We start from the raw sequence: 17,287 nt of genomic DNA on the forward strand, positions 1-17,287 counted from the left end.
GGGCGGTCGCGCCGGGCCGCAGCCCATGCGCCCCCCGACCCCGCTCACCCGCGGCGTCTCGCTGCGCGGCCGCGTCACCCTCATGGCCGCCACCGTGGTCGGGGTGTCGGTGGCGCTCATGGCCGGCGCGGCGTTCCTCGTGGTGCAGCGCTCCCTCTACGACGACCTCGACACCCAGCTGCGCGCCAAGGCCGACACCATCGTCGTCGCCCAGGCCGACCCGGACACGCTGCGCGCCGCGGCCCAGTTCTCCACCGACATCCAGGCCGCGATCGTCTACGCCAACGGCTTCGTCGTGCAGGTGGGCAGCACGGTGCCGCTGGGCCCGCCCGAGATCGCCGTGGCCACCGGCGCCGGGCCGGTGACGTCCATCCGCACCACCGCCGACCAGCGCGTCTACGCCCAGCGCGTGGACAGCGCCCGCACCCTCGTCATCGCCGAGCCGCTGGCCCCCACCCGGGCGGTGCTCAGCCGGCTCGGCATCGTGCTCGTCCTGGTCGGGGGCGGCGGCATCCTGCTCGCGGCCGCCGCCGGGGCCACCGTCGGCCGGGCCGGGCTGCGGCCCGTCTCCCGGCTGACCGCGGCCACCGAGCGGGTGGCTCGCACCGACGAGCTCGACCCCATCCCCGTCACCGGCGACGACGAGCTGGCCCGGCTGACCATGAGCTTCAACGCGATGCTGCAGGCACTGGGGGAGTCCCGCGACCGGCAGCGCCGCCTCGTCGCCGACGCCGGGCACGAGCTGCGCACCCCGCTGACCTCGCTGCGCACGAACGTCGAGCTGCTCGCCGCCGCCAGCCGCCCCGGCGCCCCCAGCCTGGGCGAGGAGGACCGGGCCGACCTCTACGCCGACGTGACCGGGCAGATCGAGGAGCTCTCCACCCTCGTCGGTGACCTCGTCGAGCTGGCCCGCGACGACGCTCCCGTCGCCGCCCCGGAACCCCTCGACCTGGGCGACGTGGTGTCCCGGGCGCTGGAGCGGGCCCGCCGGCGCCGCACCGAGGTCGAGTTCGTCGCCGAGGTCTCCCCGTGGTGGCTCGACGGGGACGCCGCCGCGCTGGAGCGGGCCGTGCTGAACCTGCTGGACAACGCGGCCAAGTGGAGCCCCGCCGGGGAGCGGGTCGAGGTGTCGCTGCACCAGGTCGGCGAGGGCCAGGCCGAGCTGACCGTGGCCGACGCGGGCAGCGGCATCGCCCCGGAGGACCGCGCCCTGGTCTTCGAGCGGTTCTGGCGGGCCACCAGCTCGCGGTCCATGCCCGGCTCCGGGTTGGGCCTGGCCATCGTCCGGCAGGTCGCGCTCACCCACGGGGGCACGGTGTGGGCCGAGCAGTCCCCGGCCGGGGGCGCCCTGATCCGGCTGCGGCTGCCCGGCCGCCCCGGCTGAGCGCCCCCAGAAGCACGCCCGCCAGAGGCACACGGACAACCCAGGGTGGTCTCAGCCAACTCTCAGACCCGACGCCCAGAGTGGTGCCCATGACCGACGACCGCTCGCACGACAGCACCCCCGACGACCACACCCCCTACCAGCGTCCGCGCGACGAGTCGTCCGCGTCGAGCCAGGACACCGGGCGAGACCGGGGCGCACCCCCCGAGAGCTGGTGGCACCACCAGGGCAGCCAGCCCTCCCCGCAGCAGCAGCGCCCGGCCGGCGACCAGGACCGGTGGGGCGGCTACTACGTCCCGCCGCGGCAGGTGCCCGCGGGCTACCCGACGGCCCCGCAGCAGCCCTACCCCGGCGGCGCGCCGCAGGGCCCGCAGGGCGGCGGCACCGCCACCGCGACCAAGCCGCGGCGCACCAACCTCGTCGTCGGCGCGCTCGCCCTGGCCCTGGTCGCCGGCGGCATCGGCGGTGGCGCGGTGGCCGCGCTGGACAAGGGCGGCTCGCGCACCGTCACCACCTCGCTGAGCCAGACCGCGCAGGCCCAGCCGGCTGCGACCGCGCCCGCGGGCACCGTGCAGCAGGTCGCCGCCACCGTGCTGCCCAGCGTCGTCCAGATCACCGTCGTGACGGGCAACAGCGGCGGTGAGGGCTCCGGGATCATCCTGTCCTCCGACGGGCTCATCATGACCAACAACCACGTCGTGGAGTCCGCCGCCAACGGCGGGTCGATCACGGTGACGTTCAACGACGGCACCACCACCACCGGCACCATCGTCGGCCGCGACCCCTCCGCGGACATCGCGGTCATCAAGGCCGACAACAAGTCCGGGCTCACCCCCATCCAGCTGGGCAGCTCGTCGAACCTGGCCGTCGGGCAGGACGTCGTCGCCGTCGGCTCGCCGCTCGGCCTCGCCGGCACCGTCACCTCCGGCATCGTCAGCTCGCTGAACCGGCCCGTCAGCGCCGGCGGCGAGGGCACCGGGCAGACCACCGTGCTCGACGCCATCCAGACCGATGCCGCCATCAACCCGGGCAACTCCGGGGGCGCGCTGGTCAACATGTCCGGGCAGCTCGTCGGCATCAACTCCGCCATCGCCTCGCTGTCCTCGTCCAGCTCGTCGGCCAGCGGGCAGTCCGGCTCCATCGGGCTCGGCTTCGCCATCCCGGTCGACCAGGCACGCCGCATCGCCCAGGAGCTCATCGACACCGGCACCGCCACCCAGGCCGTGCTCGGGGTGTCGGTGGCCAGCTCGACCTCGGCCATCCCCACCACCAGCGGGGCAACCGTCAGCCAGGTCGTGGCCGGCGGCGCCGCGGAGAAGGCGGGCATCACCGCCGGGTCGGTCATCACCAAGATCGACGACCGCGTCATCCAGGACGGGGACTCCCTCGTCGCGGCCGTCCGCAGCCACGCCCCGGGCGACACCGTCACGCTGACCGTCGCCGGCGCCAACGGGTCCAACCCCCGCACGGTGCAGGTCACCCTCGACGGCCAGACGGTGGGCACCAAGTGAGGTACGGCAGCGACCACCCCGACGCCGCCCAGGCCGTGCTCACCGTGCACCACGGTGGGCGGGGCCGGGACGGGGCGGGCACTACGGTGACCTTCATGGACCTCGAGACCCCCCAGCTCGGCCGCGCTCTCGTGGTCGTGGTGGACGACCGCACCGCCCACCACGAGCGGGCCGACCAGACCGGTCCGCTGGTGACCGAGCTGCTCGGGGAGGCCGGGTTCCACGTCGACGCCGTCGTCGCCGTCGCGGCCGACCCGGTGGAGATCCGCAACGCGCTGAACACCGCGGTCATCGGCGGGGTCGACCTCGTCGTCACCGTCGGCGGCACCGGCGTCTCGCCGCGCGACGTCACCCCCGACGCCACGTCCGGGGTGCTCGACCGCGAGGTCCCCGGCATCGCCGAGGCGCTGCGGGCCTCCGGGCTGGCCGCCGGCGCCATCGACGCGGGCCTGTCCCGCGGGCTGGTCGGCGTCTCCGGCAGCACCCTGGTGGTGAACCTGGCCGCCTCCCGCGCCGCCGTCCGCGACGGCATGGCCACCCTCACCCCGCTCGTCGCCCGGGTGATCGACGAGCTCTCCGGCCTGGAGTGAGCGACCCCGCCGGGCCCGACGCGGCCGCCGCCGCCCGGGCCCGGCGGGAGCGGCTCGACCGCATCTTCGGCGACGTGCTGCCGGAGACCACCGGCGACGAGCGCGACCCGGCCCGGGCGGGCGGGGACGACGACGACCGGCTGCGCCGCGAGGTCCCACCGCACCACGGCGGCTGAGCGGTCCTACCCCAGCGTCACCGTGAGCGGCTCGGCCAGCGACGCCGAGGCCACCGCACTGGCCGGCTCCGCCGGCAGGGCCAGCACCACCAGCCGACCCGTCCGGGCCCCCGGGGCGGCGGGACCGTCTGCGGCGAGCAGCACGGTCGCGTCCCGCGCCAGCACCAGCTCGGGTGCCGGCCCCTCACCCGAGGCGCCCGCCGCGCGGACCACCGCCACCCGGTCCCCGGGGCGCAGCAGGTCGGCCACGCCGGTGTCGGCCAGCCGCACCGGCACCGCCACCGCGCCGGCCCCGCCCGGGACCGTGCTGAGCAGGGCCGGGCCCAGCAGCCGCACGTCGGTCAGCGTCTCCCCGGCCCGCACCGCCCCGGCCACGGGGCGGCCCGTCGCCCCGGCCGCGTCGACCAGCGCCCCGGCGGGCACCGCGTCGTCGGCCCGCGCCACCAGGGCGACGTCACCCTCGGTGACCACCTGGCCCGGGGCGAGGTCGCGCGTCGCGACGAGCACGGTGCGCCGGTCGGCCGCCGGGTCGCCGCGCACCACCAGCACCGCGGCCAGCAGCACCAGCAGGGCCGCCGCGGCGCGCCGCAGCGCGACCCCGCGGGCCCAGCCCGGCCGCAGCGCCGCGACACCCCGCTCCCACGCCGTCGGTCCTGGTGCGCGCCTGCTCGAGGTCCCCATGCCGGCGACGCTAGGGCCGGGCGGTCCACCGCCGGGGGGTGCGGCCGCAGGCTGTGGACAGCGCGCGGGCGCCGTCCCCAGATCGGCTCAGGAGGTGGACGACCCGGTGCCCGACGTGCTGGAGGAGCCCTTCGCCGCCGGGGCGTCCTTCTTCGGCGACTCCTTCTTCGGCGACTCCTTCGCCGGCGCGGGCTTGTCCCCACCGCTCGAGTCCCCGCCGCCGGAGTCCTTGGCCCCGGACTCCTTCCCGGCGGGCACGTCGGCCTTCTCGCCCGGGCGGGAGTCGGTGCGGTAGAAGCCGCTGCCCTTGAACACGATGCCCACCGAGTTGAACAGCTTGCGCAGCCGGCCCTCGCAGCGCGGGCACACCGTCAGGGACTGGTCGGTGAACGACTGGACCACGTCGAACCGGTTGTCGCACTCGGTGCAGGCGTAGGAGTAGGTGGGCACTGGTCCTCCCCGGACACGGCGGCGCACGCCACGAGAGCGCGGGTGGCACGTCCCGCCACCGCTGGCACTCTACTCGGCGGAGTGCCAGGGGACCGCGGGCCCGACCTCCACCAGGCCGCCCCCGGGCGTCAGCAGCCAGCCCAGCGCCACGTCGTGGCCCTCCGCCGGCACCTCGGGGCGCACCTCGGCGTCCCGCACCACCCCGACCAGCCGGGCCCCGGGCCGCGCCAGGCCCAGGCTGCGGTCGTAGAACCCGGCCCCGCGGCCCAGCCGGCGCCCGGCGCGGTCCACGGCCAGCGCGGGCACCAGCACCACGTCGGCCCCGGCCAGCGCGGCCGGCGGCAGCACCTCCCCGGCCGGCTCCCGCAGCCGCATCGGTGCCGCCACCAGCCCGGCCTCCCCGGTCCAGGCGACCCACGACAGCGGCCCCGGCTCCCGGGCCACGGGCAGCAGCACCCGGGCGCCCGTCGCGGCCAGCGCGTCGAGCAGCGCGACCGTCCCCGGCTCGGTGCCGACCGGCACGTAGCCGCACACCGTGGTGCCCGGCCCGCCGAGCGCGACGACGTGGCGGGCCAGCGCCGCGGCCTCCGCGGCCCGCTCCTGCGGGGTGAGCCGGCGGCGGGCGGCGAGCAGCTCCCCGCGCAGCGCGGCCTTGCGGGCTGCGACCGACCCGGCGGGGAGCACCACGGCGCCATCGTGCCCGGTCGGGGCGCGCCGCGGCTCGTCGCACCGTGTCCGGGCACGCCCGGTCGATAGGGTGCCACCATGACCAGCCCCTCGACGGCGCCGTCCTTCCGCACGGCGATCGTGCCCGCGGCCGGTCTCGGCACCCGCTTCCTGCCGACGACGAAGTCCGTGCCCAAGGAGCTGCTGCCCGTCGTCGACACCCCGGGCATCGAGATGGTCGCCGCCGAGGCCGCGGAGGCCGGGGCGCAGCGGCTCGTCATCGTCGTCTCCGACGGCAAGGAGGCGGTGGTCGACTACTTCACCCCCAGCCCCGAGCTCGAGGCCACGCTGGCCGGGCGCGGCAAGGACGACCTGGCCGCCAAGGTGCGCCGCGCCCCGGGGCTGCTCGCGGTGGAGTCGGTGCGCCAGGACGAGCCGCTCGGCTTGGGCCACGCCGTGGGCTGCGCGGGGCCGGTGCTCACCGACGACGACGACTGCGTGGCCGTCCTGCTGCCCGACGACCTGGTGCTGCCCACCGGCGTGCTCACCCGGATGGCCGAGGTGCGCGCCGAGCACGGCGGCACGGTGCTGTGCGCCTTCGACGTCGACCGCAGCGAGGTCAGCGCCTACGGGGTGTTCGCGATCGAGGACTCCGGGGACGGCCAGGACGTGGCCCGGGTGACCGGGATGGTGGAGAAGCCCGCGGCCGAGGACGCCCCCTCGACGTGGGCCGCGGCGGGGCGCTACCTGCTCGACCGCGCCGTGTTCGAGGCGCTGGGCCGCATCACCCCCGGCGCGGGCGGCGAGCTGCAGCTGACCGACGCCATCTCGCTGCTCATCGACGAGGGCCACCCCGTGCACGTCGTCGTGCACCGCGGGCCGCGCCACGACCTGGGCAACCCGGCCGGCTACCTGCGCGCCGCGGTCGACTTCGCCCTGGAGCGCGAGGACATCGGCCCCGACCTCGCGACGTGGCTGCGCGAGCGGGTCGGCCCCGGGGCCGCCGAGTGAGGTCGGTCGAGGAGCAGGTCGCCCGCGTCCTCGACGCGGCCGTCGTGCCGCGCCCGGTGCGCGTGGCCATCTCGGAGGCCCAGGGCCTGCTCTGCGCGGAGGAGGTCGTCACCGAGGCGCCGCTGCCCGGCTTCGACCAGGCGGCCATCGACGGCTACGCCGTGCGCAGCATCGACGTCCAGCCCGGCCGCGGGGAGGACGGCGGGCCCACCGCCGTCACGCTGCCCGTCGTCGGCGAGGTCGGCGCCGGGTCGCGCACCCCCACCCGGCTGCAGCCCCGCCAGGCCGTCCGCGTCGACACTGGCGCCCCGCTGCCCACCCTGGCAGATGCGGTGCTGCCGCTGGGCTGGGCCGAGCTCGCCGGCTCCCGCATCACGGTCGAGCGGTCCGTGCGCTCCGGGGAGTTCGTCCGCCACACCGGCGACGACGTGCAGCCCGGGGACGTCGCCGTGCGCCGCGGCACCGTCATCGGCTCCGCGCAGGTGGGCCTGCTGGCCGCCGTGGGGCGGGACAAGGTGCTCGTGCACCCCCGGCCCCGGCTCTCGGTCATCTCCGTCGGCGGCGAGCTCGTCGACGTCGACCGCAGCCCCAGCCAGGGCCAGGTCTACGACGTCAACTCCTACGCCCTGGCTGCCGCCGGGCGCGACGCCGGCGCCGACGTCCACCGGGTCGGCATCGCCGCCGGGGACGCCCGCCGGCTGCGCGACGTCATCGAGGGCCAGCTCATCCGCGCGGAGGTCGTCGTCGTCTCCGGGGCCGTGGGCGGCGCCGCCACCGAAGCCGTCCGCGAGGTGCTCGGCGACCTCGGCGAGGTGGAGGTCGACCGGGTCGCCATGCACCCCGGCTCGGTGCAGGGCTTCGGCCGGCTCGGCCCCGACCGGGTGCCGACGTTCCTGCTGCCCGCCAACCCGGTCAGCGCGCTCGTCGTCTTCGAGGTCCTGGTCCGCCCGCTCATCCGGTTCGGCCTCGGCAAGCGCAACCCGATGCGCCGCGTCGTCACCGCCCGCACCGTCGCCCCCGTCACCTCCATCGCCGGGCGCCGCGGCTACCTGCGCGGCCAGCTCATGCGCGACGAGCAGACGGGGGAGTACCTGGTGCAGGCCCTCGGCGGGGCCCCCGGGGCGTCCAGCCACCTGCTCGCCACCCTCGCCGAGGCCAACTGCCTCGTCCTCGTCGACCCGGACGTCACCGAGGTGCGCACGGGCGACGAGGTGCAGGTGGTCTTCCTCGCGCAGCGCGCCTGAGCCCGGCAGCCGCACCCGTGTTGTCCTCCGCCGCGACGGCGAGCCGCCACCCCGGCTGGCCCGCGCGCCCCGGGCCGCTGGTGGTCCGGGCCGGCACCGTGCGGCTGCGGCCGGTGCGGTGGCGCGACGCCCGGGCGTGGAGCGAGACCCGGGTGCGCGACGAGGCCCAGCTGCGGCCCTGGGAGCCCAGCGGCGCAGGCACCTGGGCCTCGCGGCACGGCGTCGCCGCCTGGCCCGGGCTGTGCAGCGGGTTGCGCTCGGCCGCGCGCAAGGGCTCGCTGGTGCCGTTCGTCATCGAGGTCGACGGCCGCTTCGCCGGCCAGCTCACCATCGGCAACGTGGTGCGCGGCGCGCTGCTCTCGGCGTGGATCGGGTACTGGGTGGCCACCCCGCTCACCGGGGGCGGCGTGGCCACCGGGGCCCTGGCCCTCGGCGTCGACCACTGCCTCGGACCGGTGGGGCTGCACCGGGTGGAGGCCACCGTGCGCCCCGAGAACGGGCCCAGCCGCGCGGTGCTCGCCCACGTCGGGTTCCGCAGCGAGGGCATGCTGCGCCGCTACCTCGACGTCGACGGCGACTGGCGCGACCACGAGCTGGTGGCCATCACCGCGGAGGAGCTCGGCGAGAGCGCCGCCGGCCGGCTGGTGCGCGACGGCCGCGCCCGCTGGACCTAGGCCACCCGGCCCACCGAGCCCACCCGGCGCGCCTGCCGCAGGCCCGCCGCCGCCGTGTCTAGCGTGACGCGCGTGACGACCGGTGGAGGTGCTGCGTGCCCAGCTCGGTGATCCTCGCGGCCCTCGTCGTCGCCTGGCTCGTGGTCCTGCTGCCGATGGTCGCCAAGCACCGCCAGCAGGTGCGGCGCGTCGGCGGCCCGGCCATGACCACCCGCGTGCTGCACCGGGGCGACCGCGCCGTCCCCGTCCTGCGCCGCGCTCCCGCCGCGGGGCACCGCAGCGACCCCTACTGGCAGGAGGACCCCGTGGCGGACGACACCCGCGACAGCGAGGCCGAGCTCGACGACGGCTACGACACCGACGAGCACGACACCGACCGGCACGACACCGACCGGCACGAGCCCGAGCACGACGAGGTGCCCCGCCGGCGCCGCGGCCGCGGCGGCTTCGACCCCGAGGCCGACGCCGTCACCCGCCACGCCCGCTACGCCGTGCGCCAGCGGGTGGTGCTCACCCTGATCGCCGCCGTGGTCGTCACCGCCGTCGTCGCCGTCACCGCGACCTCCGCCGCGTGGTGGCTGAACGTCGTCGTCGACCTCGCCCTCGTCGGCTACCTCGTCTACCTGCGCACCCAGGTCCGCATCGAGCAGGAGGTCCGGGAGCGCCGCCTCAACCGTGTCGGCCGGGCCCGGCTCGGCGTCGCCTCGGCCCAGGCCGAGCGGGCCGACGAGCTGCCCCCGCGGCTGCGCCGCCCCGGTGCCGTCGTGGTGGAGATCGACGACGAGGACCCGTCGTTCTACGAGCTCGACGAGTACGGCCCGCCCGCCGAGGTCGAGCTGCCCCGGGCGAGCGGGCAGTAGCTGTCCTGCTAGGGTTCTGCTCGCTCCACCGGGGGCTGTAGCGCAGTTGGTAGCGCGCCTCGTTCGCATCGAGGAGGTCCGGGGTTCGATTCCCCGCAGCTCCACCCCAGGGGTCTTTGTAAATCGCTCCAGTCCAGCTTTAATAATTGAAGTTTCGTAGACGAGCCGCCTCCCTGGGTCGGGGATGGCGGCTTTGTCTGGTCTCGCGTCGGGCGATCTGGCCCGGCTCGGACGCTCGGTTGGGCCCGGGTCGCGCTCTTGGGCCCCGGCGCCGCACGAGGGCACCAACGACCGTCAGGTCAAGCGGATTGCGCTGTCTTGAACGGTCAGGCGGCGACTGCGCTGGGCATCGTGCGTGGTGGCGCGTGGGGTGCGGCCGGTACACGACCAGGGGGTCTCGCTTGCCTCTACGTTTCGAGCCCGTTGTCGGCAGCATTGCGTAGGTTCTTTCAAACCAGCTGCCGAACGTGAAGCGTGGAGGAACTTCGTGTGTGACCGAAGTCGGCAGTCTCGTGTTCTGAGAAAGCGCGGGCCGCAACGCCGGGCATCCGCCCCGCAGCGAGACAAGAGGTAACCCTTCATGCAGCATCTGCGTTACGACCTCGGTCATCAGAAGCAGGGCGCGACAGCCGTCGTCACCCTCGACAAACAGGCCAACGTCCAACTCATGACGTCATCGGCGTACCAGTCGTACAAATCCGGACGGCAGTACCGCTACCACGGCGGCCTGGTAAAGAGGTCCCCCGCGCGGATTCCCATTCCGAGCAGTGGGCAGTGGGTCGTCGTGGTCGACCTGGGTGGCTACCCCGGCAAGGTGCGGGCTAGCGTCCAGATGGTCCCGCCACCACGCGGCAACCTTCCGACCTTCCGCGACCGGAGCAGTCCGGTCAGCGACGTCCAGGTCCGCGAGCCCGTCGAGCCCGACGGTGACGCTTTCGGCGGCCAGACCTGGGACGTGTTCCTCTCTCACGCCACCGAGGACAAGGAGGCCGTCGCCGTACCGTTGCGAAACGCGCTCGCCGAGCGTGGCGTCACCGTGTGGCTGGACAAGACCGAGATCAAGATCGGCGACAGCCTGCGTCGCAAGATTGACGACGGCATCAGATCGAGCCGCTTCGGCGTCGTCGTGCTCTCCCCGTCGTTCTTCGCCAAGGGGTGGACCAACCACGAACTCGATGGCCTCGTTACCAAGACCGTCGCGGGAGAACAGACCATGCTGCCCATCTGGCACGACGTCAGCGCCCAGGCGGTACGCGAGTACAGCCCGTCCCTGGCTGACAAGCGCGCCCTAAGCACAGGCGAGTTCGACATCGGGGAGATGGCCGACCAGATCGCCGAGGCGGTGCTCGGGCCCGACAACGACGATTGACCTCAGCGAGTGGGATTCCGCCCGACGGTCCGCTGTGGGAGCGCAGCCGTCGACAATCCGGGACGCCGCAGCTCAGCCTGTTTCGGAAGCGGCCCACCCGACCCCCGCCGCGGTAGCAGAGGTTACCGACCGGTCACCCTTAGGGTCGGTCACATGATCAGCCGAGTGGCCGTCGTCAACCGCGGCGAGCCCGCCGTCCGCCTCACCCGCGCGGTGCGCGAGCTCGACGAGGAGCGCGGCACCTCCACCACCGTCATCGCCCTGCACACCGAGGCCGAGCGTGCCGCTCTGTTCGTCCGCGGCACCGACGAGGCCGTCTGCCTGCGCGCTCCCGAGGGCGGCGGCTCCGCCTACCTCGACCACGCCGAGCTCGAGCGCGCGCTCGTCGAGGCCCGCGCCGACGCGGTCTGGGTCGGCTGGGGCTTCGTCGCCGAGGACCCCGAGTTCGCCGAGCTCTGCGAGCGCCTGGGCATCACCTTCGTCGGACCGTCCGCCGAGGCCATGCGCCGCCTCGGTGACAAGGTCGAGGCCAAGCTGCTCGCCGAGTCCACCGGCGTCCCCGTCGCCCCGTGGAGCGGCGGGCCGGTTGCACCGGAGGACGACGCGCGCGCCATCGCCGAGAAGGTCGGCTACCCGCTGATGGTCAAGGCGCGCAGCGGGGGTGGCGGCCGCGGCATCCGCGCCGTCCGCTCGCCCGACGAGCTCGACGACGCCCTGGCCCGCACCCGCGCCGAGGCCGCGGCGACGTTCGGCGACCCGGTGGTCTTCCTCGAGGCCATGGTCAGCGGCGGCCGCCACGTCGAGGTCCAGGTGATCGCCGACGCGCACGGCACCGTGTGGGCGCCCGGGGTGCGCGACTGCTCCATCCAGCGTCGCCACCAGAAGCTCGTGGAGGAGTCCGGCTCCCCGGTGCTCACCACCGAGCAGACCGACGAGCTGCGCCGCGCCTCGGCCGCGCTCGTCGCCGCCGCCGGCTACCTCGGCGCGGGCACCGTGGAGTACCTCTACCAGCCCGAGGACGGCACCTTCGCGTTCATGGAGGTCAACACCCGGCTGCAGGTGGAGCACCCCGTCACCGAGGCCACCACGGGCCTGGACCTGGTGCGGCTGCAGCTGCTGGTGGCCGCGGGCGAGCCGCTGCCCGGCGAGTGCCCGCCCGAGGTCGGCCACGCCATCGAGGCCCGGCTCAACGCCGAGGACGCCGAGGAGGGCTTCGCCCCCGCGCCGGGCACCATCACCGCCCTCACCCTGCCCGCGGGCCCGGGCATCCGCGTCGACACCCACGTCGCGGTGGGCGAGGTCGTCCCGCCGGACTACGACTCCATGGTCGCCAAGGTGATCGCCTGGGGCCGCGACCGGCCGCAGGCCCTGGCCCGGCTGCGCTGCGCCCTGCGCGAGACCACCGTGCTCGTCGACGGCGGCACCACCACCCGCTCCTTCCTGCTCGACGTCCTCGGCCGCCCCGAGGTGGTCTCCGGCGAGGCCGACACCCAGTGGCTCGACCGGCTCGTCGACGCGGGGGACACCACCGGCACCGAGGCTGCCGGGCCCGGTGCGGCCGTGGCGCTGCTCGCGGTGGCGGTCGACGTCCACGACGCGGAGGAGGCCGCCGAGCGGGAGGCCTTCCTCGCCTCCGCCCGCGGCGGGCGCCCCCGCACCGGGCTCACCCTGGGCCGCACCGTCGAGCTCGGCCACCGCGGCCGCACCTACCCGCTCACGGTGGCGCGCACCGGCCCCCACGCCTACCGCGTCGTCGTCCCCGGGGAGACCGGGCCCGACGGCAGCGCCCCCGCGCTGGACGTCCTCGTCGACCGGCACGGCCCCGTCGAGCGCGTCCTCACCGTGGGCGGGCGGCGCCACCGGGTCACCGGCACCGCCGGGCGCGGCAGCCACGTCGTCGACGTCGACGGCACCAGCCACCGCGTGGTGCAGGACGAGGCCGGCCTGGTCCGCGCCTCCGCCCCCGCCGTCGTCGTCGCCGTCCGCGTCACCCCCGGCGAGGAGGTGGCCGCGGGGCAGACCGTCGCCGTGCTGGAGAGCATGAAGATGGAGACCGCGGTGCGCGCCCCGTCGGCGGGCACCGTCCGCGAGGTCCTCGCCGCGGTCAACTCCCAGGTCGACGCCGGCGCCCCGCTGCTGCGCCTCGACGCCCCGGCCGACCCGGGGGCGAGCGGGCCGAGCACCCCCGCGGTCGACCTCGCCGGCCTCGTCCCCGACGACGCCGAGCCCGACCCGCGCGCGCTGCTGGCCGACCTGCGCGCGGCCATCACCGGCTACGACGTCAGCGCCGCCCGCGCCCGCGAGCTGCTGGCCCGCTACCTGCGCACCCGCGCCCGCGTCACCGCCGACGAGCTCGCCCTCGTCACCACCTTCGCCGAGGTGTGCGACCTCTCCCGCAACCGTCCCGCCGGGGACGAGGCCACCGCCGAGGAGGTGGTGCACAGCCCGCGCGAGCACCTGCACACCTACCTGCGCTCGCTCGACGTCGACCGCACGACGCTGCCGGACTCGTTCCGCCGCAGGCTCGCCGACGCCGTCGCCCAGCACGGGGTGCACAGCCTCGAGCCCAGCCCCGAGCTGGAGGAGGCCGTGCACCGGGTGTTCCTCGCCCAGCAGCGGGTGGGCGACCACACCAGCATCGTCACCGCGCTGCTCGAGTCCTGGCAGGCCCGCGCGGCCGCCCTCGTCGCCGAGGCGCCCGACCGGCTCGCCGAGGTCCTCGAGCGGCTCATCCGGGCCACCCAGCTGCGCCACCCCGCCGTCGGCGAGCTGGCCCGCAGCGTCCGCTTCCAGGCGTTCGAGGCCCCCGTGCTGGCCCGCGCCCGGGCGGAGGCCGACGCCGTCGTCGCCGGGCACCTCGCCCACCTGGCCGCGCACCCGGACGACCCGGACCGCGCCGGGCGGATCGCGGCCATGGTCGCCCTCAGCGAGCCCGTCGGCCCCGTCCTCGGCGCCCGGCTCGCCGCCGACCCCACCGGGGCGGAGCCGCTGCTGGAGGTCATCACCCGGCGGCTCTACAAGGTCCGCACCCTGCACGACGTGACCAGCCGCGTGGTCGACGGGCAGCCCGTGGTCACCGGCGGCTTCGAGCTCGGCGGCGCCGAGCTGCACCTCGTCGCCCTGGCCACCGACCGGGCGGGGCTGCCCCGCGCCCTGGCCACCGCGGCCGCGCTGGCCGCGGAGGTCGGCGGGCCCGAGGACCTGGTGGTCGACCTGTTCGTGGCCTGGCCCGGGGCCGGGGCCGCGATCTCCGAGGAGCTGCGCGGGCTCGTCGCCGCCGAGCCGGTGCTGGTCGCCGGCCGGCGCGTCACCGTCACCGTGTTCCCCGGCGGGGCGGCGACCCGCGTGCTCACCTTCCGCCCCGACGACGACGGCGCCCCCGTCGAGGACCTGGTGCTGCGCGACCTGCACCCGCTCACCGGCCAGCGCCTCGACCTGTGGCGGCTGCGCAACTTCGAGGGCACCCGGCTGCCGTCCCCGGAGGGCACGCACCTGTTCGCCCTCGCCGCGCGGGACAACCCCGACGACCAGCGGCTCGTCGCCCTGGCCGAGGTGCGCGACACCACCGCGCTGCGCGACGCCGACGGCCGCGTCACCGGCTTCCCCGCCGTGGAGCGCGCCATCTCGTCCTGCCTGCACGGGTTGCGGCGCCAGCAGCGGGCGCGGCGCGGGCGCCGGCTCGACGCCAACCGCATCTACCTCTCGGTGTGGCCGACCATCACCGTCTCCCCGGACGAGCTGGCCGACTACGCCCGCGCCATCGCCCCGGTCACGGCCGGGGCCGGCGCCGGGCTCGAGGAGCTCACCGTGCTGGGCCGGCTGCAGTCCGACCCGGCGCAGCCGCCCCGCGAGGTGGCCGTGCGCTTCGCCAACCGCCCCGGGACGGGGGTGACGCTGTCCATCAGCGACCCGCCCACCGAGCCGGTGCCGGTGCTCGACGCCTACGCCCAGAAGGTCCGCAGCGCCCGCGCCCGCGGCACCACCTACCCCTACGAGCTGCTCGACCAGGTCGCCGGGCGGGGCGGGACGTTCACCGAGCACGACCTCGACGACGCCGGCCGCCTGGTGCCGGTGGACCGGCCGCGGGGCCGCAACACCGCCGGGATCGTGGCCGGGGTGGCCAGCACGCCCACCGACCGCTACCCCGAGGGCGTCACCCGCGTCGTCCTGCTCGGCGACCCCACCCGCGCGCTGGGCTCGGTGGCCGAGCCGGAGTGCGCCCGCGTGGTCGCCGCGCTCGACCTGGCCGAGCAGATGGGCGTCCCCGTGGAGTGGTTCGCCCTCTCCTCGGGCGCCAAGATCTCCATGGACTCCGGCACCGAGAACATGGACGCGGTGGCCCGGGCGCTGCGCCGCATCATCGAGTTCACCCAGGCCGGCGGCGAGGTCAACGTCGTCGTCGCGGGCATCAACGTCGGGGCGCAGCCGTACTGGAACGCCGAGGCGACGATGCTGCTGCACACCAAGGGGATCCTGGTGATGACCCCGGACAGCGCCATGGTGCTCACCGGCAAGCAGTCCCTCGACTACTCCGGCGGGGTCTCCGCGGAGGACAACTTCGGCATCGGCGGCTACGACCGGGTGATGGGCCCCAACGGCCAGGGCCAGTACTGGGCGCCGGACCTCGCCGCGGCGTCCCGGCTGCTGCTGCAGCACTACGGCTACACCTACGTCGCACCGGGGGAGACGGGCCCCCGGCAGGCGCGCACGGCCGACCCGGCGGAGCGCGACGTGCGCAGCTTCCCGCACACCCACCCCGACAGCGAGTTCACCACGGTCGGCGACATCTTCTCCGCCACCGCGAACCCGGAGCGCAAGAAGGCTTTCGACATCCGCACCGTGATGCGGGCCGTGGTCGACACCGACCACGCCGTGCTCGAGCGCTGGGCCGCGATGGCCGACGCCGACACCACGGTGGTGCTCGACGCCTTCCTCGGGGGTCGGCCGGTCACCGTCATCGGCACCGAGTCCCGGCCGATCCCGCGCCGCGGGGACGTGCCCGCCGACGGGCCCGACCAGTGGACGGCGGGGACGTTGTTCCCCCAGTCCTCCCGCAAGACCGCGCGGGCCATCAACGCGGCCAGCGGCAACCGCCCGCTGGTGGTGCTGGCCAACCTGTCCGGCTTCGACGGCTCCCCGGAGTCGTTGCGCGGCACCCAGCTCGAGCACGGGGCCGAGATCGGCCGGGCCATGGTCAACTTCGACGGGCCCATCGTGTTCTGCGTGGTCTCCCGGTACCACGGCGGCGCGTTCGTCGTCTTCTCCGGGGCGCTGAATGACCGCATGGAGGTGCTGGCCGTCGAGGGCTCCTACGCCTCGGTCATCGGCGGCGCCCCCGCGGCGGCCGTGGTGTTCTCCCGCGACGTCGAGGCCCGCGTGGCCCGCGACCCCCGGGTGACGGCCGCGGAGGCGGAGCTCGACGCCGCCGACGAGGCCGACCAGGCCGCGCTGCGGGTGGGGCTGACGGCGCTGCGCGGGGAGGTGCGCTCGGAGAAGCTCGGCGAGGTGGCCGAGGAGTTCGAGCGGGTCCACGACATCGAGCGGGCCCGCCGCGTCGGCTCCGTGCACGCCATCGTCCCCGCCGCCGAGCTGCGGCCCCGGCTCATCGCCGCGGTGGAGCGGGGCCTCGCCGCGGGGTGAGCGCCACGGGGGGTGGGCCTCACACGTCGACGCCCACGTTGAGGTAGGCGAGGTAGCCGTCGCCCTCGGGCGCCACGTGCAGCAGCCCGGCGGCGTCGTAGATCGAGTCCGTGGCGTTGGTCGTGTCCCGGCCGGTGTGCGACGAGTACGGCGCGGTCGCGAACACGGTGTCGTTGAGGGTGTCGTCGAAGAACAGCTGGCTGGTCAGCACCGTGGCCCTGTTCTTGTGCACCTTGAGGTGGATGTGGACGGTCCGGCCGCGGTACCACCCCGGGTAGACGGTGGTGAACTGCACGACCCCGTTCGCGTCGGCCACCTGCGCGCCGCGGAGGTACGTGCCGTCGTCGGTGGTGGTCGCCTCGGTGTCGCCGACGCTGTAGGAGCCGTCGGAGGTCTCCCCGCCACCCGACCGCCCGCCGGGGGCGCCGCCGCCCGGACCGCCCTGCGAGCCGGACTCGAAGCCGGAGTACACCCCGCCGGCGTCGCAGTGCCAGATCTCGACGACGGCGTCGGCCACGGGGGTGCCCAGCGCGTCGGCGGTGCACCCGGTGACGTCGTTGACCCGCAGCGCCAATGTCAGGGTGGTGCCGGGCCGGTCCTCGCGCAGGTCGCTGCGGATCGAGTCGACGTCGAACCAGTAGGGGCCCTGCGTCTCCTCGGGCAGCAGCGTGCACGTGCGCGCCGAGTCCAGCAGCGCGGTGACGTCGGTGCCGGCGGTGGTCGTGGTGGGGGTGGCGGTGTCGGCGGCGTCCCGGACCGACGCCGCGGCCGCCGCGGTCGTCGTGGTGCTCGACGAGCCCGGTGACGCGGTGGACGACCCCCCGACCCCGCAGGCGGCGAGGACCCCGCCGAGCCCGACCGTCCCGCCGAGGCCCAGCGCCCGCCGCCGGCTCACCCGTGCCCTGCTCGCCCTGACCTGCTCGTCCACGTGCTCCTCCTCCGTCGGGTTCGTCCCGCCCAGCGTGGACGGCGGGGCTGCACGTCGGCTGTGGCCGCGCTGCACCCGGGCTGCGGGAACCGGTGACGAGCGC

At 75.8% G+C, this 17,287-nt stretch carries 14 protein-coding genes and 1 tRNA gene; 11 read left to right on the forward strand and 4 right to left on the reverse strand.

The window, feature by feature from the left end; translation table 11 throughout:
* The first annotated feature begins 25 nt into the window (after positions 1–25).
* The 4 genes from ACYVOF_RS18505 to ACYVOF_RS18520 all read left to right on the forward strand — a co-directional run bounded on the left by ACYVOF_RS18505 (position 26) and on the right by ACYVOF_RS18520 (position 3,661).
* The gene (locus ACYVOF_RS18505; RefSeq protein WP_460869113.1) at positions 26–1,384 is read left to right on the forward strand and encodes a HAMP domain-containing sensor histidine kinase; all 1,359 of its coding nucleotides are present in this window, start codon (positions 26–28) and stop codon (positions 1,382–1,384) included.
* An 89-nt stretch (positions 1,385–1,473) separates the two neighbouring features.
* Positions 1,474–2,895, forward strand: coding sequence for a S1C family serine protease (locus ACYVOF_RS18510; RefSeq protein ID WP_460869114.1), 1,422 nt, complete (start codon positions 1,474–1,476; stop codon positions 2,893–2,895).
* Positions 2,896–2,990: 95 nt separating this feature from the next.
* Positions 2,991–3,485: a MogA/MoaB family molybdenum cofactor biosynthesis protein gene (locus ACYVOF_RS18515; RefSeq protein WP_460869235.1), complete on the forward strand. Its 495-nt coding sequence runs from the start codon at positions 2,991–2,993 to the stop codon at positions 3,483–3,485.
* Complete coding sequence (locus ACYVOF_RS18520; RefSeq protein ID WP_460869116.1) at positions 3,482–3,661, forward strand: hypothetical protein; 180 nt, start codon at positions 3,482–3,484, stop codon at positions 3,659–3,661. The genes ACYVOF_RS18515 and ACYVOF_RS18520 overlap by 4 nt, the downstream gene beginning before the upstream one ends.
* A 6-nt stretch (positions 3,662–3,667) precedes the next feature.
* On the opposite strand, the gene ACYVOF_RS18525 is transcribed toward ACYVOF_RS18520, so the two are convergent.
* The 3 genes from ACYVOF_RS18525 to ACYVOF_RS18535 all read right to left on the reverse strand — a co-directional run bounded on the left by ACYVOF_RS18525 (position 3,668) and on the right by ACYVOF_RS18535 (position 5,479).
* Complete coding sequence (locus ACYVOF_RS18525; RefSeq protein ID WP_460869117.1) at positions 3,668–4,342, reverse strand: RcpC/CpaB family pilus assembly protein; 675 nt, start codon at positions 4,340–4,342, stop codon at positions 3,668–3,670.
* Positions 4,343–4,429: 87 nt separating this feature from the next.
* Positions 4,430–4,792 (reverse strand): FmdB family zinc ribbon protein, encoded by a 363-nt coding sequence (locus tag ACYVOF_RS18530; RefSeq protein ID WP_460869119.1) that lies wholly within the window; start codon positions 4,790–4,792, stop codon positions 4,430–4,432.
* Positions 4,793–4,861: 69 nt separating this feature from the next.
* On the reverse strand, positions 4,862–5,479 hold the full coding sequence (locus ACYVOF_RS18535) for a 5-formyltetrahydrofolate cyclo-ligase (RefSeq protein WP_460869121.1): 618 nt from the start codon (positions 5,477–5,479) through the stop codon (positions 4,862–4,864).
* A 78-nt stretch (positions 5,480–5,557) separates the two neighbouring features.
* On the opposite strand from ACYVOF_RS18535, the gene ACYVOF_RS18540 reads away from it, so the two are divergent.
* The 7 genes from ACYVOF_RS18540 to ACYVOF_RS18570 all read left to right on the forward strand — a co-directional run bounded on the left by ACYVOF_RS18540 (position 5,558) and on the right by ACYVOF_RS18570 (position 16,256).
* The gene (locus ACYVOF_RS18540; RefSeq protein ID WP_460869122.1) at positions 5,558–6,469 is read left to right on the forward strand and encodes a UTP--glucose-1-phosphate uridylyltransferase; all 912 of its coding nucleotides are present in this window, start codon (positions 5,558–5,560) and stop codon (positions 6,467–6,469) included.
* Positions 6,466–7,713 (forward strand): molybdotransferase-like divisome protein Glp, encoded by a 1,248-nt coding sequence (gene glp, locus ACYVOF_RS18545; protein ID WP_460869124.1) that lies wholly within the window; start codon positions 6,466–6,468, stop codon positions 7,711–7,713. Before ACYVOF_RS18540 ends, glp begins: the two co-directional genes overlap by 4 nt.
* Positions 7,714–7,733: 20 nt before the next feature.
* Complete coding sequence (locus ACYVOF_RS18550; protein WP_460869237.1) at positions 7,734–8,387, forward strand: GNAT family N-acetyltransferase; 654 nt, start codon at positions 7,734–7,736, stop codon at positions 8,385–8,387.
* Between the two features lie 95 nt (positions 8,388–8,482).
* Positions 8,483–9,247: a divisome protein SepX/GlpR gene (gene sepX / locus ACYVOF_RS18555; protein WP_460869126.1), complete on the forward strand. Its 765-nt coding sequence runs from the start codon at positions 8,483–8,485 to the stop codon at positions 9,245–9,247.
* 31 nt (positions 9,248–9,278) lie between these two features.
* A tRNA-Ala gene (locus ACYVOF_RS18560) sits at positions 9,279–9,351 on the forward strand.
* Positions 9,352–9,827: 476 nt separating this feature from the next.
* Positions 9,828–10,616, forward strand: coding sequence for a DUF1883 domain-containing protein (locus tag ACYVOF_RS18565; RefSeq protein WP_460869128.1), 789 nt, complete (start codon positions 9,828–9,830; stop codon positions 10,614–10,616).
* A 153-nt stretch (positions 10,617–10,769) separates the two neighbouring features.
* On the forward strand, positions 10,770–16,256 hold the full coding sequence (locus ACYVOF_RS18570; protein ID WP_460869130.1) for an ATP-binding protein: 5,487 nt from the start codon (positions 10,770–10,772) through the stop codon (positions 16,254–16,256).
* Positions 16,257–16,275: 19 nt separating this feature from the next.
* On the opposite strand, the gene ACYVOF_RS18575 is transcribed toward ACYVOF_RS18570, so the two are convergent.
* Complete coding sequence (locus ACYVOF_RS18575; RefSeq protein WP_460869132.1) at positions 16,276–17,184, reverse strand: intradiol ring-cleavage dioxygenase; 909 nt, start codon at positions 17,182–17,184, stop codon at positions 16,276–16,278.
* Positions 17,185–17,287 lie beyond the last annotated feature (103 nt).

This window comes from Rhodococcus aerolatus (assembly GCF_054783215.1).